Origin of the sequence: Flavobacterium suncheonense GH29-5 = DSM 17707 (assembly GCF_000430025.1) — a bacterium.
Classification (GTDB): Bacteria; Bacteroidota; Bacteroidia; order Flavobacteriales; family Flavobacteriaceae; genus Flavobacterium; species Flavobacterium suncheonense.
Genome location: NZ_KE387020.1, coordinates 186,763 through 209,172, shown reverse-complemented (window position 1 = coordinate 209,172; position 22,410 = coordinate 186,763). Strand labels below are relative to the sequence as shown.

The 22,410-nt window shown below is 40.4% G+C and carries 25 protein-coding genes and 1 tRNA gene; 5 read left to right on the top strand and 21 right to left on the bottom strand.

The features are described from left to right. Positions 1-4: 4 nt before the first annotated feature. The 4 genes from G498_RS0111160 to G498_RS0111145 form a co-directional block, all read right to left on the bottom strand. On the bottom strand, positions 5-772 hold the full coding sequence (locus G498_RS0111160; RefSeq protein WP_026981224.1) for a ParA family protein: 768 nt from the start codon (positions 770-772) through the stop codon (positions 5-7). Positions 773-1,026: 254 nt separating this feature from the next. After that, positions 1,027-1,908, bottom strand: coding sequence for an SDR family oxidoreductase (locus tag G498_RS0111155; RefSeq protein WP_026981223.1), 882 nt, complete (start codon positions 1,906-1,908; stop codon positions 1,027-1,029). 59 nt (positions 1,909-1,967) lie between these two features. Then, positions 1,968-2,477, bottom strand: coding sequence for an SRPBCC family protein (locus G498_RS0111150; RefSeq protein WP_026981222.1), 510 nt, complete (start codon positions 2,475-2,477; stop codon positions 1,968-1,970). A 69-nt stretch (positions 2,478-2,546) separates the two neighbouring features. Then, positions 2,547-3,674, bottom strand: a complete 1,128-nt coding sequence (locus G498_RS0111145) for a methionine aminotransferase (protein ID WP_026981221.1) — start codon at positions 3,672-3,674, stop codon at positions 2,547-2,549. Positions 3,675-3,920: 246 nt separating this feature from the next. Between G498_RS0111145 and G498_RS0111140 the strand changes: the two genes are divergently transcribed. After that, positions 3,921-4,241 (top strand): hypothetical protein, encoded by a 321-nt coding sequence (locus G498_RS0111140; RefSeq protein WP_026981220.1) that lies wholly within the window; start codon positions 3,921-3,923, stop codon positions 4,239-4,241. Between the two features lie 33 nt (positions 4,242-4,274). Here G498_RS0111140 and G498_RS0111135 read toward each other — a convergent pair whose 3' ends face one another. The 3 genes from G498_RS0111135 to G498_RS0111125 form a co-directional block, all read right to left on the bottom strand. Further along, positions 4,275-4,817, bottom strand: coding sequence for a YdeI/OmpD-associated family protein (locus tag G498_RS0111135; protein ID WP_240470445.1), 543 nt, complete (start codon positions 4,815-4,817; stop codon positions 4,275-4,277). After that, the gene (locus G498_RS0111130) at positions 4,795-5,157 is read right to left on the bottom strand and encodes an iron chaperone (protein WP_026981218.1); all 363 of its coding nucleotides are present in this window, start codon (positions 5,155-5,157) and stop codon (positions 4,795-4,797) included. The genes G498_RS0111135 and G498_RS0111130 overlap by 23 nt, the downstream gene beginning before the upstream one ends. A 178-nt stretch (positions 5,158-5,335) precedes the next feature. Beyond that, positions 5,336-6,706: a hypothetical protein gene (locus tag G498_RS0111125; RefSeq protein WP_131387671.1), complete on the bottom strand. Its 1,371-nt coding sequence runs from the start codon at positions 6,704-6,706 to the stop codon at positions 5,336-5,338. Positions 6,707-7,063: 357 nt separating this feature from the next. Here G498_RS0111125 and G498_RS0111120 point away from each other — a divergent pair, with 357 nt between their 5' ends. Continuing rightward, complete coding sequence (locus tag G498_RS0111120; protein WP_026981216.1) at positions 7,064-7,582, top strand: hypothetical protein; 519 nt, start codon at positions 7,064-7,066, stop codon at positions 7,580-7,582. 138 nt (positions 7,583-7,720) lie between these two features. Here G498_RS0111120 and G498_RS0111115 read toward each other — a convergent pair whose 3' ends face one another. The 6 genes from G498_RS0111115 to G498_RS0111090 form a co-directional block, all read right to left on the bottom strand. Continuing rightward, positions 7,721-8,101, bottom strand: coding sequence for a hypothetical protein (locus G498_RS0111115; RefSeq protein ID WP_026981215.1), 381 nt, complete (start codon positions 8,099-8,101; stop codon positions 7,721-7,723). Positions 8,102-8,115: 14 nt separating this feature from the next. After that, on the bottom strand, positions 8,116-10,239 hold the full coding sequence (scpA, locus tag G498_RS0111110) for a methylmalonyl-CoA mutase (protein ID WP_026981214.1): 2,124 nt from the start codon (positions 10,237-10,239) through the stop codon (positions 8,116-8,118). A 15-nt stretch (positions 10,240-10,254) separates the two neighbouring features. Next, positions 10,255-11,619 (bottom strand): methylmalonyl-CoA mutase subunit beta, encoded by a 1,365-nt coding sequence (locus G498_RS0111105; RefSeq protein ID WP_026981213.1) that lies wholly within the window; start codon positions 11,617-11,619, stop codon positions 10,255-10,257. An 11-nt stretch (positions 11,620-11,630) separates the two neighbouring features. Beyond that, positions 11,631-11,972 (bottom strand): FtsB family cell division protein, encoded by a 342-nt coding sequence (locus tag G498_RS0111100; RefSeq protein WP_026981212.1) that lies wholly within the window; start codon positions 11,970-11,972, stop codon positions 11,631-11,633. A 21-nt stretch (positions 11,973-11,993) separates the two neighbouring features. Then, positions 11,994-12,602, bottom strand: coding sequence for a uridine kinase (gene udk, locus G498_RS0111095; RefSeq protein WP_026981211.1), 609 nt, complete (start codon positions 12,600-12,602; stop codon positions 11,994-11,996). Between the two features lie 114 nt (positions 12,603-12,716). Further along, a tRNA-Pro gene (locus tag G498_RS0111090) sits at positions 12,717-12,791 on the bottom strand. A 170-nt stretch (positions 12,792-12,961) separates the two neighbouring features. Between G498_RS0111090 and trxB the strand changes: the two genes are divergently transcribed. After that, complete coding sequence (gene trxB, locus G498_RS0111085) at positions 12,962-13,933, top strand: thioredoxin-disulfide reductase (protein WP_026981210.1); 972 nt, start codon at positions 12,962-12,964, stop codon at positions 13,931-13,933. Between the two features lie 57 nt (positions 13,934-13,990). Here the strand turns inward: trxB and G498_RS0111080 are convergent, their stop codons facing one another. The 7 genes from G498_RS0111080 to G498_RS0111050 form a co-directional block, all read right to left on the bottom strand. Further along, positions 13,991-14,827: a GIN domain-containing protein gene (locus G498_RS0111080; RefSeq protein ID WP_026981209.1), complete on the bottom strand. Its 837-nt coding sequence runs from the start codon at positions 14,825-14,827 to the stop codon at positions 13,991-13,993. A gap of 72 nt (positions 14,828-14,899) precedes the next feature. After that, positions 14,900-15,640, bottom strand: a complete 741-nt coding sequence (locus G498_RS0111075; protein ID WP_035744034.1) for a head GIN domain-containing protein — start codon at positions 15,638-15,640, stop codon at positions 14,900-14,902. A 22-nt stretch (positions 15,641-15,662) separates the two neighbouring features. Continuing rightward, complete coding sequence (locus G498_RS15505) at positions 15,663-16,724, bottom strand: M23 family metallopeptidase (RefSeq protein WP_026981207.1); 1,062 nt, start codon at positions 16,722-16,724, stop codon at positions 15,663-15,665. 3 nt (positions 16,725-16,727) lie between these two features. Next, positions 16,728-18,452, bottom strand: a complete 1,725-nt coding sequence (locus G498_RS0111065; RefSeq protein ID WP_026981206.1) for a PspC domain-containing protein — start codon at positions 18,450-18,452, stop codon at positions 16,728-16,730. A gap of 2 nt (positions 18,453-18,454) precedes the next feature. Next, the gene (locus G498_RS0111060) at positions 18,455-18,787 is read right to left on the bottom strand and encodes a PadR family transcriptional regulator (protein ID WP_026981205.1); all 333 of its coding nucleotides are present in this window, start codon (positions 18,785-18,787) and stop codon (positions 18,455-18,457) included. Positions 18,788-18,857: 70 nt separating this feature from the next. Then, the gene (locus G498_RS0111055) at positions 18,858-19,310 is read right to left on the bottom strand and encodes a DUF4870 domain-containing protein (protein WP_026981204.1); all 453 of its coding nucleotides are present in this window, start codon (positions 19,308-19,310) and stop codon (positions 18,858-18,860) included. Positions 19,311-19,515: 205 nt separating this feature from the next. Further along, on the bottom strand, positions 19,516-19,977 hold the full coding sequence (locus tag G498_RS0111050) for a hypothetical protein (protein ID WP_026981203.1): 462 nt from the start codon (positions 19,975-19,977) through the stop codon (positions 19,516-19,518). A 177-nt stretch (positions 19,978-20,154) separates the two neighbouring features. Between G498_RS0111050 and G498_RS0111045 the strand changes: the two genes are divergently transcribed. Both G498_RS0111045 and G498_RS0111040 read left to right on the top strand, forming a co-directional pair. Further along, on the top strand, positions 20,155-20,607 hold the full coding sequence (locus G498_RS0111045; protein WP_026981202.1) for a DUF4442 domain-containing protein: 453 nt from the start codon (positions 20,155-20,157) through the stop codon (positions 20,605-20,607). Between the two features lie 80 nt (positions 20,608-20,687). Then, on the top strand, positions 20,688-21,593 hold the full coding sequence (locus tag G498_RS0111040) for a TIGR01777 family oxidoreductase (protein ID WP_026981201.1): 906 nt from the start codon (positions 20,688-20,690) through the stop codon (positions 21,591-21,593). Between the two features lie 55 nt (positions 21,594-21,648). Here G498_RS0111040 and G498_RS0111035 read toward each other — a convergent pair whose 3' ends face one another. Next, on the bottom strand, positions 21,649-22,320 hold the full coding sequence (locus G498_RS0111035; protein ID WP_026981200.1) for a YceI family protein: 672 nt from the start codon (positions 22,318-22,320) through the stop codon (positions 21,649-21,651). Between the last annotated feature and the right edge of the window lie 90 nt (positions 22,321-22,410).

Here is a 22,410-nt window from a genome sequence, read left to right as displayed (position 1 = left end):
ACTATTACTTGCTGTTTTTCTTGATAATCTCTTCTGCCAGATTCAGATAATTTGAAGCGCCTTTGCTGGTCGCGTCGTAATTGATGATGCTTTCCCCGAAACTCGGAGCTTCGCTCAACTTGATATTTCTCTGGATGATGGTATCGAAAACCATATTGTTGAAATGCTTCTGCACTTCTTCCACCACCTGATTCGACAATCGCAAACGCGAATCGTACATCGTTAGCAACAAACCTTCGATGTCCAGTTCCGGATTGTGGATTTTCTGTACACTTTTGATGGTGTTCAGGAGTTTTCCTAATCCTTCCAATGCGAAATACTCGCACTGAATCGGAATTACTACCGAATCGGCTGCGGTTAAAGCGTTCAAGGTCAATAATCCTAACGATGGGGCGCAGTCGATGATGATGTAGTCGTATTTGTCTTTTATGCTTTCCAAGGCTTGTTTCAGCATGTACTCGCGGTTTTCTTTGTCTACCAGTTCAATTTCGATAGCCACCAGGTCGATGTGTGCCGGAATCACCGAAACGTTCGGCGCGGAACACTGAATGGTTGCTTCGTCGGGTGTATTGCTGTGTTCCAGAATCTGATAGGTGCCGATTTCAACAGCTTCTACATCGATTCCTAACCCGGAAGACGCATTGGCCTGAGGATCAGCATCAATCAATAAAACTTTTTTTTCTAAAACACCTAAAGCGGCCGCTAAATTAACGGAAGTCGTAGTTTTTCCAACGCCACCTTTCTGATTGGCTATAGCAATGATTTTACCCATTTTGTCTTTACAAATTTTGAAGCGTAAAAATACAATTTATTATGGTTTATGAAAATGTTATTTGTTAACAAATCGCACAAAGAAAGAAGTCACTGTTTACAGTCGCAGTTTTCAATTGCCATAACAGCCTTGTACTGCTGATAATTTAGGCAAAATGCCTTACGGATATTTTATTTGTGATATTTTCAAACAAAAAAATCAGCCTAATTTACTAAGCTGACTTTTATTTTTTGTCTGTTTACTGTAACTGCGAACTATTTATTCCCTTTCGCCTTAATCATCATTTCCAGCATATCCCACAATTCCTTCGGAACCTGTTCCAGTAAATTAAATTGTCCGGCACCTTGCAGCCATTCGCCACCGTCAATGGTAATCACTTCCCCGTTGATGTAAGCCGAAAAATCCGAAACCAGATACGCTGCTAAATTCGCCAATTCCTGATGGTCACCCACACGTTTCAAAGGTACTTTTTTGGCTAAATCGAATTTCTCTTTTAAGTCACCCGGAAGCAATCGGTCCCAAGCGCCTTTGGTAGGGAAAGGTCCCGGAGCAATCGCATTCATACGGATACCGTATTTGGCCCATTCCACCGCTAAACTTCTTGTCATGGCTAAAACGCCGGCTTTGGCGGTTGCGGAAGGTACTACGAAGGCAGAACCCGTCCAGGCGTAAGTGGTTACGATATTTAAGACGTTGCAATTGGTTTGTTTTGCTGCAATCCAGTGTTTTCCGAAGGCAAGGGTACAGTTTTTAGAACCTTTTAAGACGATGTCAATAATCGTATCCCACGCATTTGCCGATAAACGCTCGGTAGGTGAAATGAAGTTTCCGGCCGCGTTGTTCAGTAAAACATCTACTTTGCCAAACGTTTTTAAGGTTTCGGCTAACATGGCTTCCACCTGATCGTAATGGCGTACATCGCACTGAATTGCCAGACATTGTCCGCCGGTTTCGGCTTCCAATTCTTTAGCCGTATTTTGTAATTTTTCTAAATCTCTGGAAGTGATGGCCACTTTGGCACCCAATTCGAGAAAGTACTTGGTCATGGCTTTTCCAAGACCGCTTCCGCCTCCGGTCACCACAATTACTTTGTCTGCCAGGGCGTTATCGCGTAGCATTTTTGCTGAAAAATTCATAGTTTTTGGTTTTTAGAATCGTAAAGATATACAAAAATACTATGCTTGCATAGTAAAGGTTAATTTTTGAGGAGATAATCCTCGAGACGGTCCAACGTTCCTTTAAAGCCCAACTCCATGTTTTCATGGTTTTCGCCAAAGGTTTTGATTTCCGTATCCGAAGCGTTATACGGCGCTATGATAAAGGTAAGCACCGTGGTTCCGTTGTTTTCCTCTAAAGTGATAATGTTGAACATTTCCAACGGCCAGGTTTCACTGAACGGCGCCCGAATCACCCCGGCATTTTCATCGGAAAAACAATTCAGGAACTCAATTTTCCGGTTGGGAAGAATCTCTTTAAACACAAACCGTCCCCACATTGTAGCACCGTCCGGTGATTCAAGGCAGTAATGGCAAATCCCTTCCGGACGAAAATCGAATGTCGAAACATGGGTGGTAAAACCGCTTGGACCCCACCATTGTTCAAACCGGTCGGCTTCGGATAAGGCTTTGTACACTAAATTTTTCGGGGCTTTGAAATCTCTTGAAATGACAAGTTTGTTGTCAATGTACAGATTGTGTTGCGACATGTGTTATAAAAATTTGCTCTTACTAAAGATACTAAAAAAATAAGATCAAATTGTGATTTTTTTAAAATGTTAAATAACGCTGAGTTTTTCAGCAGCTGCCAGCAACGTCTCATCAGTCTTCGCAAAACAAAACCGCAGCATTTGCCGGTCGGTACTGTCGTTATAAAACACCGAAATCGGAATCGCCGCCACACCGTGTTTCACAATCAGCTCCTTCGCAAAAACCACATCGTTCTTATGGCTGATGTTCTTATAATTTACTACTTGAAAATACGTTCCGTCGCAAGGCAACAACTCGAACCGGCTGTTTTTTAGTAAACTTTGGAACAGGTCGCGCTTCTGCAAATACATTTCTGAAATCGCTCCGAAATCCACGACGTCCAGATAAGCCGAAATGGCATGTTGTGCAAAACTGTTCACGCTGAACACCAGAAACTGATGCACTTTTTTCATTTCTGCCATCCATTTTTCCGGAGCAATCAGATAACCCACTTTCCATCCGGTCACGTGTAAGGATTTTCCAAATGACGAAGCGATTATCGTTCGGTCAACCAATTTTGGCCTTGTATGAAATGAAATATGCGGATGTAAAAACGCAATGTACTCGTATACTTCGTCGCTTAAAATCAGTACGTTCGGATATTTTTCTATTAAAGTTTCGAAGGCTTCAAAATCAGCAAGGTTCCAGATTTTTCCGGTCGGGTTGTGCGGATTGTTGATGACAATCATCCTGGTTTTCGGGGAAAGCGCCGCTTCAATACGATTGAAATTCGGCGAATAATCGTCGTTCAGTGAAATCCGTACCGGAGTTCCGCCCGCCACCAAAACCGAAGGTTCGTAACTGTCGTAGCTCGGATCGAGAATAATCACTTCATCTCCTTTGCCCACAAACGTGTTGATGGCCGTGAAAATACCTTGTGTGGCACCGGCGGTTATCAGCATTTCCGTGGCAATGTTTACCTTTCGCTTATACTGTTCCAAAGTCAGTCTGGCGATTTTCTCCAGTAAGGACGGCAAACCGGCCATAGGCGTGTACTGGTGAATATTTTCGCGTTGCAGTTGTTCCGAAAGCTGCAGTAAGCGCTCGTCTACCGGGAAATTCGGAAAGCCCTGAGACAAATTAATAGCACCGTGTTCGTTGGCCAATTGCGACATCACGGAAAAAATACTGGCGGTTACGTTAGGTAATTTAGACATGCTGAAAAATTTGAAATGTAAATGTAGTTATTTTTTGGAGCACCACTGCGGGCCTTTTTAAACGCAATTCCTGCTTTCCGCGCTACAAGGTAACTTGCTCCACACGAGCGAAGCGAACTGCCGGAGGAATCAGGGCTACAGGAAAACTTTTTTAGCGTTTTTAAATTACTGATTTTTAATCAGTTAAATCTTTAACCAATCGTGATATTTCGTAACTTTAAAGATTGAATTTTAAAGTCGTAAGTCATGAAAATGTTAGTCAATGTTATTCTGCCTATTGAGCCGTTTAACTCCTTGGTAAGAAGTGGGAAAGCAAGTGAAATCTTAGGTCGCATCATTGACGACATCAAGCCCGAGACGATTTATTTCACGGAAATTGAAGGCAACCGAGGCGCCGTAATGATAGCAGAGGTAACCGATGTTGCTCAAATACCCGCCATCTCCGAACCTTGGTTTTTAAATTTTGAAGCCGCTTGCGAGTTCAAACCCGTCATGACCCCGGACGATTTAATGCGTGCCGATATTGCCAAACTTGCCGCAAAATGGTACGATGTACACGTGTTGTAATTTAACAATAATGCAATTCCTGCCGGAAGCTCATTAAGGTTTGGCTCTTCCGGCAAATTTATCTTTCCCAAGCAGGAAATTAATTGCTTTGGCTGTGTTTTCTTTTACTTTTTCTTCGGTTTTCAGGTTGGCAATGTAGCGTATGATTTCTTTTTGCCGGGAAGGTGTCAGGGTTTCAAAAATGGCAGCAGCGTCAGGGTTTTCTGTAAGCGCTTTAGCCAGTACCGGATGCATATCGATTTTTCGCTCTTCAGGATCGAAAGCCACTGTAATCGTGAGGCTTTCCCCGATGCGTTTTGGGGAATCCTTGAGCATGAGGGTATTAATGTAAAGCCTCCAGTGTCCGGCATATTTTACCAGTGTTTGCAAATACGGGTTGTCGTTTACGGTACCTTTAATCGGAATGGGGCCTTTGTCTTTTCCCGCATCCTCAAAAATCGATTGCAAAATGGCTTCGGGTACTGCCACATACGGGTTGATGCCGATAATTTCGAGCGTAGTGTTAAACGTATGGAGTTTGTATTTTTTCATGGGAAGAATCGAAGTACCTTGGTTATGATTTACTTTTCGATGCATTTTCCGCCACCCGGAACCGGACTATTTTTTCGATCAATTCGTAAGGCACAGCATCAAAAGGAAACTGTACGGAACCTTTTCCCTGTTTGTATTTTGAAAGTTCGGCTGCAAATTCGGAATGGCCGGTAGGCGTGGCGTAAAACCCGATATGGTTTTTGAAAGCCGCGAAATACACCAACGGCTTTTTGTTGGTTTTATATGCCGGCATCCCATACGAAATACTTTCCACAGCCTCCGGAGCATTTTTTAAAACGGTTGCGCGAAGTGTTTTTAAAATCTGCTGTATGTCTTTGGGGAAGGTGGTGATGTAGTCGTCTACGGTGTTGTAATTGGGTTGCATAAGGGATGGGTTATGATGGGGTTTTACTGTGAGTTAATGTTCGAAATGGAAAAATTTTGCTGCTGATGTTTACTAATATACTGAAAAAGTTTGGAAGGAAGAACTTTACTTCGGATGAGAAAAAAATCACTGACTATTTAGGTATACACACAGGCTCCGCCATTTTGTTAGAGAAATTTTATTTTTTTAATTCAATGCCATCAGCATTAAATAATTTACAAGGAAATTTAATCCCGTGTTTATTCTCGTAACCTTTTAAGTTTAGATTAATAACTTTGTCATTGTCCATTATATATAACAATAATTTGTTATCTGGGAGCAAAACCCAGATTGAAGAATCTCCTTCCTCACCAAATAATTCAAAAAAGATTCCTTGTTCTAAATAGCTTTTTTCAAATCTATAATTGCATCCACAATTTACTCTTGTCGAATTTTCAATGGCTTGTTTTATATCAAAATTTGGTTTAATATTATTCTTTTCATAATACTTTAAACCCTTAAGATAGTTGTCGTGATTTTTCCATTCTTTTGGAGACTTGTTTATTCCGTCAATTGTATAATCTGTTATTGAATTATTATTAAAATAGTATGTATCAAGCCTTGAATGTTCGTTGTTAATTAAATATTGACGTATAAAATTTATATCCTGAATTCTTTTAATAATTCTTGGAGCTTCATTTTTAATAGAATCTCTGCTGTATAGTTTGCCATCTTCAACTTTTGCTAAAAATAGGAGATTTACATTTGATAACATGTTGTCGTCATGTAATCTTACTTTGATAACTTTATTTTCATCCCAAATATATCTGCCTCGTCCATATAGTTCCTCATGAGAAATGACTTTAAAATTTGATTTTATGTATGTAAAAGAAGACAGTTGATAAAGTTTTCTTTGCTTACTATCAATTATTTTATTTACCAGATATTTTAAAAGTTTATCACTTTTTAAAGGCTTTTCTGTTTTTGATTTTGCCCCAAATATTTTGTCAATTAAATTGTCGACTTGGAAATTGTAGATTGATTTTCCCATTTCATTTTTCCAAGGAAATTTATATCCCCAAATATGTTTTCTGGATGTATACCTATATAATGAATTTCCCTCTTTTTTAAAATCAAGAATGTATTCGTTTTTATATGAACTATGCATTGTGTAACAACAACCATTTGAAAGATAATCACTAAGCTTGATTTTGAAATTTTCAATGTTCTTTAATTCATTTATGATAAACTCTTTTTGTTTTGTGTTCCAAACTATTTCCTTACCAGAATATAGGTTTAGCAATTCTTCACTATTGTTTTTGATGTAGTTCGAGTCAATTTCAAATACTGCAAGTAAATTTTCTGAATCGTCATTTTTTGTTATTCCCTCAACTAATTGAGATATTGTACTCTTATCCGTTACAGTTTTAATTTCCGTTTTATATAAGCTATCCGTACCATCAAATTTGTTTTGATATAAATTTTTTTTGATGACAATTTGATCAACAGAATTTTGACAATTCGCAGAAATTGAAACTATAATTATCACGAGTAAGTAAAATCGGTACATTTTTTTAAAATTTCTGAACAGTTCTACACGCATCCACTCAAAACAACCTCAATCCAAAGCCGTTTCAATCAACAATCCCTCAAAACTAACCATAAATAAATTCCCATACAATCGCCAAATTCAGTGCTATTTTAAAAAAGTTGTAAATCGGTGCTGTTGGTTTATAAGAATAATGTTTGAGGGGAATCAAAAAACAGTAAACCCAACAGGTTTTTAAAACCTTTCTGGTGTACTTGAACCCTGTGACTTAAAAAAATAATTTTCAAAAAAGTCACACTTTTTGGGACTAAATTTTATTTTTTTTAAAAAAGGCACAAAAGTTGTGACTTTCCAAAGAAAAAAACAAAAAAGTCACCAATGAGAAAGCGACCTGAATTAAAAAAACTGCTGGGATTAACCCAGGAAGAAATGGCGATGCTGTTGCGTATTTCTACCGGTCAGTGGAAAATGTTTAAATCCGGAATGCGGGATATTCCTCTTGATGCTAAGCTGCACTTGGCTTTTTTGTTGAAGGCTGTCCGGGAGCGAAAACAAACGTCAAAAGAAGTAGCGCAGGTTTTAAAAGCCGAAGAACAGAAAGCAAAAGAAAAACTAAAACAGTATTATCTGGGCATTCAAATCAAACAATACCGCGTGCAAAAAGCCTTAGAGACGATTGAAAACCACCGCAGGGAAAGCCTCGCGGCGCTCGAAATGGTTGCCTTTCTGGAAAACCAGCAGGAATTCCCCGTTGATACAGATTTGCTGCTGATTATCAGAGACCGCGCTTTAAAGACCTTGCATAAGCATAACCTGTACACCTTGGAGCAACTGCAACTGGAGAAAGAACATTTTGATCGGTTGTCAGATAGTATAAAGGAGAAGTTGCAATTGTAGGGTAAGTGAGAAGTGAGAAGTGAGAAGAGAGAGTTCTTACAACATACGAGAGTCTTTCGTTCTTGCTCCTTGCGATGGCTAAAATAGGAATACAAAAAGAGCGGCATTTGCCGCTCTTTTTGTATTAATCTCTTTTGTTTATGTTTTCGTTTTAAAAATAATTCTCTGCTCCGCATCATTTCTTGACATGATAATTTCGTTTGGGCTTATTTTGTGAATTGTCCAAGTGTTTTTACCTCTTCTGTCGGTTGTAGTGATGATGTTTTTGTCCAAAGTCCAGGTTCCTTCCAAATCTGCCACAAAACTAAAAGTAAAGGTCATGTCTTTTCTAAATTCAATTTGAGTAGCTTCCAGTAATTCTTTGTTTTCCTTGTACTCTTCTTTAGAAAGTTTTGGATTGATCAAATCTGAAAACTCCCATTTTTTGGAAACGGATTCAACGGTTATTTCAGTTTTACTGGCTTGAGCATTTGCGATTAATGCAGTAAAAAACAGTATTAATAAAAGTGTTTTCTTCATTTAAGTTGTATGTATTAATCTTCCAGTAATACCTCCAGAATCGTAATCGCCGCTTCACTAATCTTAGTGCCCGGTCCGAAAACCGCCACCGCTCCGGCATCGAACAAATACTGATAATCCTGCGCCGGAATTACACCGCCCACAATCACCATGATGTCTTCACGGCCGTATTTTTTCAGTTCTTCGATAACCTGCGGCACCAACGTTTTGTGTCCGGCCGCTAAAGAAGAAACCCCTAAAATATGAACGTCGTTTTCCACGGCTTGTTTGGCCGCTTCGGCAGGAGTTTGGAACAAGGGTCCGATGTCTACGTCGAAACCTACGTCGGCATAACCGGTGGCTACTACTTTCGCTCCGCGGTCGTGCCCGTCCTGACCCATTTTGGCAATCATGATACGCGGGCGACGGCCTTCTTTTTTCGCGAAGTCGTCGGCTAATTGTTTTGCTTTTTCAAAACTTTCGTCGTTTTTAATCTCTTTGCTGTACACGCCGCTGAAGGATTTAATTTGTGCTTTATAACGTCCGAAAACAGTTTCCAGTGCATCGCTGATTTCCCCTAAAGTGGCTCTGTTACGCGCTGCATCTACTGCTAAATCCAGTAAGTTCCCGTTGCCTGTTTTGGCACATTCGGTCAGTTTGGCCAAACATTCCTGTACTTTAGCAGTGTTTCGGGTTGCTTTGATATGGTCTAAACGTTCGATTTGCTGTTTACGAACGGTTTGGTTGTCAACTTCTAAAATGTGTAATGGATCTTCTTTCTCCAGACGGTATTTGTTTACCCCGACGATAATATCCTGACCGCTGTCGATACGCGCTTGCTTTCTGGCAGCCGCTTCTTCAATTCTAAGTTTCGGGATTCCGGCTTCGATGGCTTTGGTCATACCGCCCAATTCTTCCACTTCCTGAATTAACGCCCAGGCTTTGTCGGCAATTTCTTTGGTTAAGGATTCTACATAATAACTTCCCGCCCAAGGATCTACAGTTTTGCAGATTTTGGTTTCTTCCTGTAAAAAGATTTGGGTGTTACGGGCGATACGTGCCGAGAAATCAGTTGGTAGAGCGATGGCTTCGTCCAAGGCATTTGTGTGTAAGGATTGCGTTCCTCCAAATGCTGCTGCGGCTGCTTCAATTGCTGTTCTGGCTACGTTGTTGAAAGGATCCTGCTCGGTTAAACTCCACCCGGAAGTCTGACAGTGCGTTCTAAGTGCTAACGATTTATCGTCTTTCGGATTGAATTGCTTTAGGAGTTTTGCCCACAACATACGTCCGGCTCTCATTTTGGCAATCTCCATAAAATGGTTCATCCCAATAGCCCAGAAGAACGACAAACGAGGGGCAAAAGTATCAATATCCATGCCTGCTGCCAAACCGGTTCGGATGTATTCCAGACCATCGGCTAAAGTGTACGCTAACTCAATATCGGCGGTAGCTCCGGCTTCCTGCATGTGGTAACCCGAAATGGAAATCGAGTTGAACTTCGGCATGTTGTTACTGGTATATTCGAAAATATCCGCAATGATTTTCATCGACGGTGTAGGCGGGTAGATGTACGTATTACGCACCATGAACTCTTTCAAAATGTCATTCTGAATGGTTCCGGACAGTAATTTGGCATCCACGCCCTGTTCTTCCGCTGCGACGATATAGAAGGCCATAATCGGTAATACCGCACCGTTCATGGTCATCGAAACCGACATTTCCCCTAACGGAATCTGGTCGAACAGAATCTTCATGTCTTCCACCGAGTCAATCGCAACCCCGGCTTTCCCAACGTCTCCGACAACGCGTTCGTGATCGGAATCATAACCGCGGTGCGTCGCTAAATCGAAGGCTACGGATAATCCTTTTTGTCCGGCGGCTAAGTTTCTGCGGTAAAAGGCGTTACTTTCTTCGGCAGTTGAAAATCCTGCGTACTGACGAATGGTCCACGGACGACGCACGTACATTGTTGCATACGGTCCGCGTAAATTGGGTGCAAATCCGGCTCCGAATTCCAAATGCTCCAAATTTTCTAAATCGGTTTCGGAATAATTGGATTTTACTTCAATGCCTTCGGCAGTTAAAAAGGTTTTGTCTTGTGACTTTTCCCTTTTTTCTTCTACTTTGTTTAATGTTATATGTTGAATGTCTTTTCTCATTGCTGTTGCAAATACTTATTGCTTTTCATTTTCCAAACGTTCCTGTTCCATTTTTTCGGCCAATCGTTTTTCAATAATTGGAGTAATCAAGGTTTTACGCGGATTAATTTTTACAAACGGATATAGTTCCAGATCGTGGCTCATGCGGTCTTCTTTGTTCGGGTATTTGTTAGTTCCCAATAGGATTTCCTTGCCATTGTCGAACAATTCCTGTTCTTTATCGGCACTTTCTTTGATTTTTCGTTGAATGGTTCCTTCGATCAATTGTGTGATGAAACCGCCACCTTTTTCGATGTCTTTAAATAACGCCAGCGCTTTTTCAGCCAGTTGTTCGGTTAAAGTTTCGATATAATACGCGCCGTCCGAAGGATTGTTCACAATATCGAAATAACTCTCGTGTTTTAAAACCAATAGCTGGTTACGGGAAATTCTATCGCCAAATTCGTTGTCTTTGTGGTAGATGGCGTCGTAAGCTAAATTCGCTACGGCATCGGCTCCACCTAAAATGGCACTCATGCATTCCGTAGTGGTACGCAGCATGTTTACATTGTAATCGTATAAGGTTTTGTTGCGCTTGGTTGGCGTGGCCACAATATGACAGTCGAAAGTATGGTTGTATTCTTTGGCTAAAGTGTTGAATAACAATCGTAAAGCGCGAAGTTTAGCGATTTCAAAAAAGTAATTCGTTCCAACGGCTACTTTAATGGTAATTGGTTTTCCGATGGCCAAAATTCGGTTGAAATATTCGTTCGCATGTGCCAAAGTGTACGCCAATTGCTGTACGATATTCGCTCCTGCATTCTGGCACAAAGCCGCGTTAATGCTCAGAAAATTAATATGCTGGCAACTTTTTGCCAAATCGTTTAACACCGTAAAATCGGAATCTACATTTGCAAAGAGGTTGCCGTCTTTGGCTAATTGTCCGATTGGGTCGATTTCCACAAAAACAGTGGCGTTGCGTTTGGCGGCAATTCCGTCAATTTTTTTGATGAAATCAGGGTTCAGGAATTCGAAATAGAAATAAACGGGAACGTTTGTGGGAATGTTTGTTAGCAGTTTTTCCACATCGGCCTGATCGTTTTCTAAAGTAAAACGGATGCTTTCGGCTCCTCTGTTCAAGGTTTCATTAGCTCTTGCAATGGATTTTTCCAGATCGTGTACGAAAATGTTCTGCACAATGCTGAAAGCTGTTTTAGGTGATTGAACAGGTAAAGGTTGTCCGGCTTCGTCGCTGTGATAAAAAGGTTTTACCTTTATGCCTTCGGGGCTTTCCCAAACCAGGGTTTCGTTGTAATCGGCTCCTTTTAATTCGTATTGAATCTGTTGCTTCCACTGTTTGGAAGAAACGCCTTCAAATTCTGAAAATAGCTTGTCGCTCATGGTGTTATGCATTATTCAGCGCCGTCATGAGGCACTTCATCTTCAAATTCTATTATGTAAATGTCTTCGTTTTCGCGCTTCATGTAGTATTTCTCCCGCGCGTATTTCTCTATCTGACCGGGATTTTTCAGTTTTTTGATGTTTTCGTTATCTTTTCTGATTTCCTCCTGATAGTATTTTTTGTTGTCTTCCAGTTCCTCAATTTCCTTGTTTAAAACGCGGTGTTCCAGATAGGAATAGTTGTCCAGAAAAAGCATCCATACCGTGAAGAACAGCAACACCAATACATAACGGTTTCCGAAGATTTTCAGAAACGGGTACTGGGCTACTAAGACTTCAAATGCTTTTTTCATAGGTTGTAAATGTACTGAAAATTAAGCAATTCTTTGGTTGATTACCGCACGAACCACGTCAATGGCAACGGTATTGTATTTGTCGTTCGGAATGATGATGTCTGCATACGCTTTGGTGGGTTCGATGAACTGTTCGTGCATCGGTTTTAAAGTCGTCTGGTAACGATTCAGCACTTCTTCCATGTCACGGCCACGCTCGGCAATGTCACGCTTTAAACGACGGATTAAGCGCTCATCGGAATCCGCATGGACGAAAATTTTAATGTCGAATAATTCGCGTAATTCCGGATTGGTTAAGATTAAAATGCCTTCCACAATCATTACTTTTCTAGGTAGGGTGTGAATGGTGTCGCCGGTTCTGTTGTGTTGAACAAAGGAATAAACGGGCTGATCGATCGCTTTCCCGGCTTTTAAATCTTTCAAATGTTCGGTAAGCAGTTCAAAATCGATAGCACGCGGATGGTCAAAATTGATTTTTGAACGCTCTTCGTAACTTAAGTCGTGCGTTTCTTTATAGTAATGATCCTGAGAAATGATACCTACTTCTGTTTCCGGCAATTCGTTCATGATCTGATGCACAACGGTTGTTTTTCCGCTTCCGGTACCGCCGGCGATTCCAATAATCAGCATATAATGTTGTGTTAATTTATCCTGGCAAAAATAGGAATTTATAAATTTAAAAGACGAATTCAAACCGGAATAAAAACAAAAAATCCCTTCAGCAAAGCTGAAAGGATTTGTTTGTCGGGGTGGCAGGATTCGAACCTGCGACCTCCTGGTCCCAAACCAGGCGCGATAACCGGGCTACGCTACACCCCGTGTCTCATTTGACGGGTGCAAATATAAGACTTAAATTTTATTTCCAAAATATTTTTGAGAATAAATATGGATTATTTTTCAATAGGTAAATCTGATATCTTTTTTAGAAATCTTTTTTAATTAAAACTTACATTTGTAAACTTCAAAAAATAAAATAACTACATAAGATTATGTCAGATACTATAGAAAAAGTAAAATGCCTTATTATAGGTTCTGGACCAGCAGGTTATACCGCAGCAATTTATGCCGCAAGAGCGAACATGAATCCTGTTTTATACCAAGGGACACAACCGGGCGGACAGTTAACCACAACTAACGAAGTGGAAAATTTCCCGGGTTATCCGGAAGGAATTACCGGACCGGAAATGATGGTACAGCTTCAGGAACAGGCGAAACGTTTCGGAACAGACGTTCGTGACGGTTGGGTAACCAAAGTAGATTTTACCGGACCAATTCACAAAGTTTGGGTGAACGAAACGAACGAAATCCACTGTGAGACGGTAATTATTTCTACCGGAGCTTCAGCAAAATATTTAGGATTGCCTTCAGAACAGCATTACCTGCAAATGGGTGGTGGGGTTTCGGCTTGTGCGGTTTGCGACGGTTTCTTTTACAGAAATCAGGAAGTGGTAATTGTCGGAGCAGGAGACAGTGCCTGTGAGGAAGCCCATTATTTATCGAAATTATGTAAAAAAGTAACGATGTTGGTGCGCAGTGAAAAATTCCGTGCTTCAAAAATCATGGAAGACCGCGTGCGTAAAACCGAAAACATCGAAATCCTGTTGCATACCGAAACCGAAGAAGTGTTAGGAGACGGAAATGTGGTAACCGGCGTACGCGTTAGAAACAACACAACCGGCGAAGTGAAGGAAATTCCGGCTACCGGTTTCTTTGTAGCCATCGGTCATAAGCCGAACACGGATGTTTTCAAAGATTATCTGAAGTTAGACGAAACAGGTTACATTATCAACGAACCGGGAACTGCTAAAACCAGTGTAGAAGGTGTGTTTGTTGGAGGAGATGCAGCCGACCATGTATACCGTCAGGCGGTTACAGCGGCCGGAACCGGATGTATGGCGGCTTTGGATGCCGAACGCTATTTGGCGGCCAAAGAGCATCATGTTGAAGCGAATGCTAATTAATAAATAGCCAAATAAAAAATCCCAACTGAAAAGTTGGGATTTTTTATTGTTAAAAATTTACTGCAGCTGCTTTTTGTACAAAGTCGCGTTATCCGCAAAATTAACCATATTTATTTTTGGAGTTCCAAACAATTGGATTTCAGATTTTCCTGTAGCAGTGATGCTGATGTTTTTGGTTGCATTTACGCTAACGTTGGTGTAAGCTTCGGCCACTAATTCCATCTCAAGCGCGGTTAGCTTTTTAGCGGTTAAATTGGCGTTGTTGTCTGCCCTGAATTTAGCTTGTGCCGCGTCACCTTCTACAGTGGCGGAGGTTTTCTGGTACAAATCCATTTTGAGGCTTTGGGCGGCTACTAAAGCTTTGATTTCGGCATTTTTACTTAATTCCACCGTAACGGATTCCGATTTTGCATTGAGTTCTGCTTTCGAACGGTCGTTCATAATTAAAGTGAAATAGGTGGCCTTAACATTCAGATACGATTTTGAATAGTCGTAATTTTTTACCGTGATGTTATCGCCTTGCAAATCTGCCAGAGAGTTTAACTGTGCTTCGCCTCGCACGGTAATCAATTTCAAATCGTTGGTGTAGGTAACTCTGACACTGAATTTTTTGGCTCCCGTAACATCTTTTGTAGAACTCAGTTGCAGGGTATTGCCGCTCATTTCGTATTTTAAAACATCATGCAGGTTGTCATCGGCTTCGATTTCGATGCTTTGTTTGTCACCTTTAATGATGAAAATTTCCAGATTGTCGGTGATTTCCAAATTCTGAAAAGGCTCCACATCTTTTTGGGTAACCGTAACAATTTTGGATCCTTTAATTTTTTCCTTTTTCTGGGCAAAGGAAACCGATGTGATGACTAAAGCAAAAAGAAGGAAGTAGAGTTTTTTCATTTGGGTTACATTCTTTAGTTTTCACAAATATAAAAAAAAACATCAGCGAATACTGATGTTTTTAAATTTTGATTAATCCTTGCTGATACTGCCACCCGAGCTCATTTTTCGGTTAAGCGTTTTAGGGTCGACTTCATAAGTAACCGAGCTTCCGCTGGAGGCTTCTGCCGTTAGGGTTTCGGTTGCGTTTATTTCGATACTGCTTCCGCTGGAAGAATCGGCAAAGGCGTTAGCGACTATTAAATCAGAGGCATCGATAGAACTTCCGCTGGAGGATTTGGTTTCCAGACGGTCTGCGGTTCCGCTTATTTTCAGTTCACTGCCGCTGCTGCTCTGACAACTTACCGAAACGGCTTTTACTTTAATGTCGATTTCACTGCCGCTGCTGGAAGAAATGTCTAACGATGTGCTTTCAAAAATATTTTTTCCGGTTACGGAAGCACCGCTTGAACTTTCTAGCGAACTGAGTTTCGGCAACTGTACGTAAACTTTTTTGGCCTCAGCATTGCGGAGATTGGCATCGGTGAAAATTTTCAGTTCGCCGTCTGTAATTTCCGTCTTGATGTGGTCGTGCAAGTTAGCATCGGCTTCCACTTTTATGTTGTGACTTGGTCCGTAAATTAAAATAACGTCCAATCCGTTACTGGCTTTTACCGAGGTGAAGTTAGAAGTTACGGTTCTGGTTTTACGCACTACATTACCGTCTCCGTCCACTTTTTTAAGGCTGCCAATGTTCAGGTTGCAGGAACCGAACAACAGGGCAACCACTACAGCGATTACTATTTTCGTAAGGTTAACAACTAATTTTACCATAATGTTTGTTTTTATAAGTTGATTATTTTGATTGTAGAATGTCTCCGGTATTAATACCGCCTCTTTTCATATCTTTCTTGGTACTTCCCAGAAATAAGGTATAGTTGTCGAAATAGGAGGGCAATCCTTCGGCATCGTGATTCGTGTTGTTGCGTATCTCAAAGTGCAGATGCGGGAAAAACGAGCTTCCTGATGTTCCGATTTGACCTATCTTTTGCCCTTTTTTTACTTTTAAACCCTTTTGTAAAGCCGCAGTGCTTTGCTGTTTCAAATGCCCGTACATACTGTAAACACCATCGGCATGTCTGATTACGACATAATTGCCGTAAAGCGCCAGCGGATTGGTTTTCAGGCTCGGAATGTCGAACGACTTGTCGTCTTTCTGATTCGTTTCCAAAGCGATGATTTCTCCGTCGGCAACTGCCAGCACATCGGAGCCGAAACCGTACCAGTCGGTGTTTTCTTCTCCGTTTCCTTTAAATTGTTTTCCGTCTTCATTTAAAATTACAAAATCGTAGGCGTAGCGCATAAAATTCCCCTTGAATCCCAACTGTTTAATTGGCGAGAATTCGTAATTGAACCTGCGGTGATGTGAATAAAAATCATGGCCGTCGTACACCAGCAGTTTCGATTTTAAAGGCAAACTGAACGCCACCGATTGTTTGTAATGTACCGGAATTACGGTCTTTTTTACTTCAACGGAATTGTTAAATGTAAACGTGTATTCCAGTTTTTCAGTAAGGTTGTGTATCTCGTGAAAAGGGTTGAAAATCAGGCTCTCGGAAACACCATTCCACTGTTTTTCGGGAATGGTGTTTATGCTGGGAGCCGTACCGTTATTGTCTAAGAACTTCTGCTGAATCAGCCGGTTGTTTTTGTCGAAAAGTTGCACTTCAAGCCGGGTTAGCGTTAAAGTGTCTTTTGTGGTGTTGCTGATTATGAAATCGAAATTCAGATAATTGTTGTATTCTCCGTTTTCGATAATCGGCTGCTCAGGTTTGGGTTTGATGACGACCTGCTGAGCATTTGCAAACCAACTTGTCAGGGAGACTGCTGCTAAAAAAAGTTTGATTGATGATTTCACTTTTTAGTTTTTAGTCTTAATGATGACTTCGTTATCGGTAACTTTAATGCCTTCCACTTCTTTGTTGGTTACTTTTTTGCTTTCTTTGATTTGTAAGCCTTTTTCGTTTAAAGTGACGGTTGTGGTGTGAGTACTGGCACTGTCTGTTGTTTCTTCATCCCAGTCTTCATCATCTTCAGGACAGTTCAGACATTTTAATGCTTCCTTCTCCATTTTGTAATAGTTCTGATCACTATTGCTGTAGAAGTAGTAGTTCGAATAATCGTTGTCTAAATATTCCGCTGTGTTCGCATCCGGATGAATAATCGTACCTTCCGGTAAGTAAAGGAATATTTTTACTTTCTGATTGCGGAATTTGTTCTCAATATCCGTCAGTAAATAATTGTCTAAAATTAAGGTATTTCCCTGAATTTCAAAACTATATCGTATTTTTTCTGCGCGTTTTCTGGCATCGGTTAATGATTTTCCTTCAGCTGTTTTTTCAATTTGCATGTAAGGCGCTTCCATCGTTTTCAATAAATGCAGTTCGATGTTATTCGAATAAATCACTTCGTTTTGTGTGGAATCCTGTGTGAATCGGAAATTAGTATTGGCATTGGCCGTTTTTGAGAAATAATCGTTAAAACGGAATTTGATGTTTAACGTATCGTTTGCCTTAATGATCAACTGTTCTTTCTTCACCACTTTTCCGTCGAAACCTACTTCGGTTGCCTGGCGTACTCCGAAGTAAATCAGGGAAATAACAGCGATAATCCAAACCGCCAGCAACGTAAATTTAGCGTAGTTGCCGATAGATTTCAAGTTGTTGATTAAAAGCTTCAGGCCTAAAAGGAAGAAGAAGAAGAACGGGATTCCGATGGCGAACAGCGACAAGAGGCCTAACAGCCACATCGGGATATCTGTATAATTTCCGGCATTCACATAGTTGAACCAAGGCGTATCTGGCATGGTGGATGAAAAAATCAGCATGATGGATGCAATAATGATTCCGATTAAAGATGAGGCCGAAACCACCACAATAAACGCACCGATTACTTTAGCGATTACTCTGAAAATAGTCATCAGCACTTCTTCCAGAGAGTTGCCTACTTTTTGAACACCGCTTTTGGCATTATCGGCAATTTTCTGATGGTCGATATTGTTTAAGGTGTCCGAAATTTCAGCGAAGCCTTCCTTTACTTTTTTCTCGATATTGGAAATGGTAATGGGTTGGCCGGTCATTTCCAGTTTTTCGGCAGTTGTTTTGGCTTCCGGTACTAAAATCCAGAAAAGGATGTATGGGATGATTCCAATCCCCCAGCTGAACAGTAAAATCACCATAATGATGCGCAGCCAAAGCGGATCTACGCCAAAGTAATGACCGAAACCAGCCAGAACACCGCCCAACATTCCTTTTTCTCTGTCGCGGTATAATTTTTTCGTACCGCTCGGATTGTAAGTGGTATAGGTTTTTTTCTCGCTCTCGTCTTCGATACGGTAATCTTCCGGTTGTCCCATAACGTCGATAACCTGATCAATTTCCGTTAAGCTGATTACTTGTTTGCTGTTGGATAATTTTTCAGATAACAATTCTGCAACTCTGCTTTCGATGTCGTTCATGATTTCGTCTCTTCCGTCTGCCGAAAGGGAACGCTTGATAGCATCAAAGTAACGACTCAGTTTCTGAAAGGCGTCTTCGTCAATTGTGAAAGGAAAACCTCCTAAGTTTATGTTTACTGTCTTGTTCATGACTATTGGTTTTGGCGGGTTATGGTGTTTACGGCTCCGGCTAATTCGTTCCAGGTGCCATTTAATTCTTTTAAAAATTCATGTCCTTCTTCGGTTAAACCGTAGTATTTTCTGGGCGGTCCCGAAGTTGATTCTTCCCAGCGGTAGCTAAGTAGGCCGTCGTTTTTTAATCGTGTCAGTAAAGGATAAACCGTACCTTCCACGACTAATAATTTAGCGTTTTTTAAGGTGTCCAGAATTTCTGAAGTGTAAGCGTCTTTCTCTTTTAAGACGGACAGAATGCAGAACTCTAAAACTCCTTTACGCATCTGAGCTTTGGTGTTCTCAATGTTCATAGGATTTTGCTTTTTGGGATTAAACTGTTCATTTTTTGATTGATTGATTGATTGATTGACGATGTGCGTTTTATTTTAAAAATGAAATGCTCAAAGGATATTTGTATTGTTCTCCGTTGCTTGTTTTTACTGCGGCATAAATAATTAAGAAGAACTCGATTACTTTTAAAGTACAGAACAGAAAAATGGCTGTTAAAGCGACCATTGCAATTCCGGTTAAATTCCCGGCGGTTAGCTGCTTCAGTTCAAAACTTCCAGTTTCCAGCTCCTGAAAGGTCACGTTGCTGAAAACACTGTAAAGTAACATTGGGATGGCAATAGCTGCCAGTATTACGGAATACAGCAACATGCTAAGCTGGAAATTCAAAACCTGTTTTCCGGTGTAGTCTACAAATTCCGATTTGTCTTTGCGGAATGCCCAGATTAAAATCGGGAAGAAGTAATTGCCAAACGGAACGAAATACTGTGACAGCGTGCTGAGATGTAAAACGGTGGCTGTGCTTTTTTCGGTTGCGGTTGTCATGGTTTTTTGTTTTTTGATTTTACCGCCGCGCTCCAAACAATTCGGCTGCGCTTAGGCTGATGATTTGATTGATGATTGAAACTCTTGAAATAATACTATTGATTGACTATTAATTTCTTATACAAAGATAAGGTTAAAAGATGATACCTTGTAATGCAAAGTACTTATAATTAACATTTTTTTAACAATATCTGAATTCCGAAACTTACTGTAAACTTAAGATTTCCTTTGAAGTACCGATAAGGATGAGGTTCTTGGTATTCAACACCGGACTTTCAGTTATCTGGCTGTCTTCGAGGATGATTTGTTCGATGGTTTTTTCGGGAGAAATCGGGCTCAGATCGACAACCGGTTCAATTGCATTGTCTTCGAATGTGTTTTTAGCGGTTGTCAGATTGCTTTCGATAATCAGATTGTCTTCGGCTATGATTTCCTCCATGGTTTTTTTATGAACAGGAGCTGTTGGTAAATTTGAAATGCTGCTGATTAAATCGATATCTTTTAAAGTAGAAGTTTCAAAACCTGCACTGATATTACTTGAACTTTTTTGGAAATTCTCCTGCGGATGGCGATTGTCTTCTTCAAAAGATTGTTCAAAATCTGCGGCTAAAGTTACATTGGTAAATGTTGCCAAAGCGATTCCTAAAAAAATGACTGCTGTTTTCATGATGATTGATGTTTATTTTTATAATACTATTGATTATCTATTAATTTCTTATACAAAGATAAAGCTAAAAGAAGATACCTTGCAAAGCAAAGTACTGATAATTAACATATTTTTAACAATTTCATTTTTGTATGAGCGCATAGTAATTTTTTGTACATTAGCCTAAAATATAGCATTATGGAGTTTACCCCGTCAAAATTGAACACTTTTTTGTTTTTTAAATTGCCCTCGGCATTTTGGTGCGGAGTGCGCGTAAAACAGATTTCTACAGAACAATGTACCGTTTCCGTAAAACACCGCTGGATTAACCAAAACCCGTTTAATTCGATGTATTTTGCGGTACAGGCGATGGCGGCAGAACTTACTACGGGTGCTTTAGTGATGTATCAGATTAAAAAAAGCGGTAAAAACATTTCGATGCTGGTGGCTAATAACAAAGGGAACTTCACCAAAAAAGCGAGAGGCCGTATTACCTTTATATGTAAAGACGGTCATTTGCTGGAAGAAGCCATTCAGCGTGCCGTGACTACCGGAGAAGGTCAAACGTTCTGGATGACATCCGTAGGAACCGACGAAAAAGGCGATCAGGTTTCCGAAATGGACTTCGAATGGAGCATTAAAGTAAAGTAATTCCGTATAAAAGTTAAACCTTACTTAATTAACATTATTTTTTATCCTTCAGCCTTTAAATTTGTAATAAAAAGCTGAATATGAAGATTTTGATAACAGGAGCAACCGGGTTGATAGGGAAAGAGCTGGTTTCGTTGCTGCTGCAAAACGGGATTTCGATTCATTATCTTACCACCTCTAAAAAGAAAATCGAAGGAGAGCCACACTATCAGGGTTTTTTCTGGGATCCTCAAAAAGGAATTATTGATGAAAACTGCCTTTTAGGCGTTGATGCCATCATTCATCTGGCCGGTGCTAATATAGCCAAGCGCTGGACGAGTTCCTATAAACAGGAAATCATCGAAAGCAGGATTCTTACTTCCGATTTACTTTACAAAGCCTTAAAAAACAATCCCAACGAAGTAAAACAAATTGTTTCGGCTTCCGCCATTGGTGTTTATCCCAGCAGTTATGAAAAACTGTATTCGGAAAATACTGCCGAAATAAGCCCGACTTTTCTGGGTACCGTAACGGAGCGGTGGGAAGAATCCGTGGAAAAATTCAACCGACTGAACATATTGGTCTGCAAACTCCGTATAGGTTTGGTACTGGCCAATAACGGCGGAGCGCTGCCGCAAATGGTAAAACCCATAAAATCCGGAATGGGAGCCGCTTTCGGAACGGGCAAACAAATGCAGTCCTGGATTCATCTTCACGATTTGGCCAATATGTTTTTATATGCCGTACAGCATCACTGGAACGGGGTTTATAATGCCGTGGCGCCCCACCCGGTAACCAATGCCGAATTGGTGGAAGCCATAGGAAGAACCTTAGATAAAGACATTATTCTGCCCAATGTGCCTAAGTTTTTAATGAAATTACTGTTAGGAGAAATGCATATTTTACTGTTTGAAAGCCAGAATGTAAGCGCCCAAAAAGCATTGGATAACGGCTTCCAGTTTAAATATAAAATCGTAGACAAAGCGCTTGACAGCTTACTGACATAAAAAAAGCACCGAAATCCGGTGCTTTTTAAACTATAATCGTAAGATGAATTAATAATTAGTTGGAAGTTGCTTTAACGTTTACTTTAATTTCCACTTCGTCGTTTATAAATTTGTCGGCCAAATTTTTGAAAACCGATTTTGAACCATAATTAATGTTCCAGTATGTTCTGTTAATCACCAGCGGTTCACTGTCGATGGTTACCAAAGTGTCGGAAGCTACCACAGTTGCCGGGAAGTTTACCGCTTTGGTTACATTTTTCAGGGTCAGGTTTCCGTAAACAACCGTTTTACCGTTTTCATCCGCCACTTTGGTAATCACGAATTTTCCGGTAGGATATTTTTTTACGTTGAAGAAATCATCTGCACCGTTTTTAGCGCTGGTTCCTTTTAAATGCGCTTCTAAGTCTTCTTTTCCGTCTTCCGGTTTTAAATCGGTTACGGTAATGGAATTCATATCTAAAACAAAAGTTCCGGTTAGAATTTGTCCGTCTTTCACCGTTACATCACCTTCTTTAATACTGATGGTTCCGTTATGTTTACCTGTTGGTTTGGAGCCGGTCCAACGGATGACAGATTGTTGGGTGTCGGCACTAAGTTTAATATTTCCCGGAGTCATTACAACATCTGCCGTGGCAGTGTTTACGGCATCTTCTGTAACCTTTTCTTTTTTACAGGAAGTTAAAAATGCAGAGGAAACAATAAGCAAACTAAAAACGATTTTTTTCATAATGAAATGGTTTTAGGTATAACACAAATCTATTTAAATGTAAACGAAAACTTCTTAAAATTATATTAAAGTTAACGAAGATTCACGAAC

Excerpts from the sequence above, each read along its gene's own strand:
- G498_RS0111055 (WP_026981204.1), bottom strand. The coding sequence starts at position 19,310 with ATGACAACCGCAACCGAAAAAAGCACAGCCACCGTTTTACATCTCAGC.
- G498_RS0111105 (WP_026981213.1), bottom strand. The coding sequence starts at position 11,619 with ATGAGCGACAAGCTATTTTCAGAATTTGAAGGCGTTTCTTCCAAACAG.
- G498_RS0111045 (WP_026981202.1), top strand. The coding sequence starts at position 20,155 with ATGGAGTTTACCCCGTCAAAATTGAACACTTTTTTGTTTTTTAAATTG.
- G498_RS0111145 (WP_026981221.1), bottom strand. The coding sequence starts at position 3,674 with ATGTCTAAATTACCTAACGTAACCGCCAGTATTTTTTCCGTGATGTCG.
- trxB (WP_026981210.1), top strand. The coding sequence starts at position 12,962 with ATGTCAGATACTATAGAAAAAGTAAAATGCCTTATTATAGGTTCTGGA.
- G498_RS0111120 (WP_026981216.1), top strand. The coding sequence starts at position 7,064 with ATGAGAAAGCGACCTGAATTAAAAAAACTGCTGGGATTAACCCAGGAA.
- G498_RS0111155 (WP_026981223.1), bottom strand. The coding sequence starts at position 1,908 with ATGAATTTTTCAGCAAAAATGCTACGCGATAACGCCCTGGCAGACAAA.
- G498_RS0111135 (WP_240470445.1), bottom strand. The coding sequence starts at position 4,817 with ATGCATCGAAAAGTAAATCATAACCAAGGTACTTCGATTCTTCCCATG.
- G498_RS0111160 (WP_026981224.1), bottom strand. The coding sequence starts at position 772 with ATGGGTAAAATCATTGCTATAGCCAATCAGAAAGGTGGCGTTGGAAAA.
- G498_RS0111050 (WP_026981203.1), bottom strand. The coding sequence starts at position 19,977 with ATGAAAACAGCAGTCATTTTTTTAGGAATCGCTTTGGCAACATTTACC.
- G498_RS0111040 (WP_026981201.1), top strand. The coding sequence starts at position 20,688 with ATGAAGATTTTGATAACAGGAGCAACCGGGTTGATAGGGAAAGAGCTG.
- G498_RS0111100 (WP_026981212.1), bottom strand. The coding sequence starts at position 11,972 with ATGAAAAAAGCATTTGAAGTCTTAGTAGCCCAGTACCCGTTTCTGAAA.
- G498_RS0111150 (WP_026981222.1), bottom strand. The coding sequence starts at position 2,477 with ATGTCGCAACACAATCTGTACATTGACAACAAACTTGTCATTTCAAGA.
- G498_RS0111130 (WP_026981218.1), bottom strand. The coding sequence starts at position 5,157 with ATGCAACCCAATTACAACACCGTAGACGACTACATCACCACCTTCCCC.
- G498_RS0111035 (WP_026981200.1), bottom strand. The coding sequence starts at position 22,320 with ATGAAAAAAATCGTTTTTAGTTTGCTTATTGTTTCCTCTGCATTTTTA.
- G498_RS0111115 (WP_026981215.1), bottom strand. The coding sequence starts at position 8,101 with ATGAAGAAAACACTTTTATTAATACTGTTTTTTACTGCATTAATCGCA.
- G498_RS0111140 (WP_026981220.1), top strand. The coding sequence starts at position 3,921 with ATGAAAATGTTAGTCAATGTTATTCTGCCTATTGAGCCGTTTAACTCC.
- scpA (WP_026981214.1), bottom strand. The coding sequence starts at position 10,239 with ATGAGAAAAGACATTCAACATATAACATTAAACAAAGTAGAAGAAAAA.
- G498_RS0111125 (WP_131387671.1), bottom strand. The coding sequence starts at position 6,706 with ATGTACCGATTTTACTTACTCGTGATAATTATAGTTTCAATTTCTGCG.
- G498_RS0111060 (WP_026981205.1), bottom strand. The coding sequence starts at position 18,787 with ATGAACATTGAGAACACCAAAGCTCAGATGCGTAAAGGAGTTTTAGAG.
- G498_RS0111065 (WP_026981206.1), bottom strand. The coding sequence starts at position 18,452 with ATGAACAAGACAGTAAACATAAACTTAGGAGGTTTTCCTTTCACAATT.
- G498_RS0111075 (WP_035744034.1), bottom strand. The coding sequence starts at position 15,640 with ATGGTAAAATTAGTTGTTAACCTTACGAAAATAGTAATCGCTGTAGTG.
- G498_RS0111080 (WP_026981209.1), bottom strand. The coding sequence starts at position 14,827 with ATGAAAAAACTCTACTTCCTTCTTTTTGCTTTAGTCATCACATCGGTT.
- udk (WP_026981211.1), bottom strand. The coding sequence starts at position 12,602 with ATGCTGATTATTGGAATCGCCGGCGGTACCGGAAGCGGAAAAACAACC.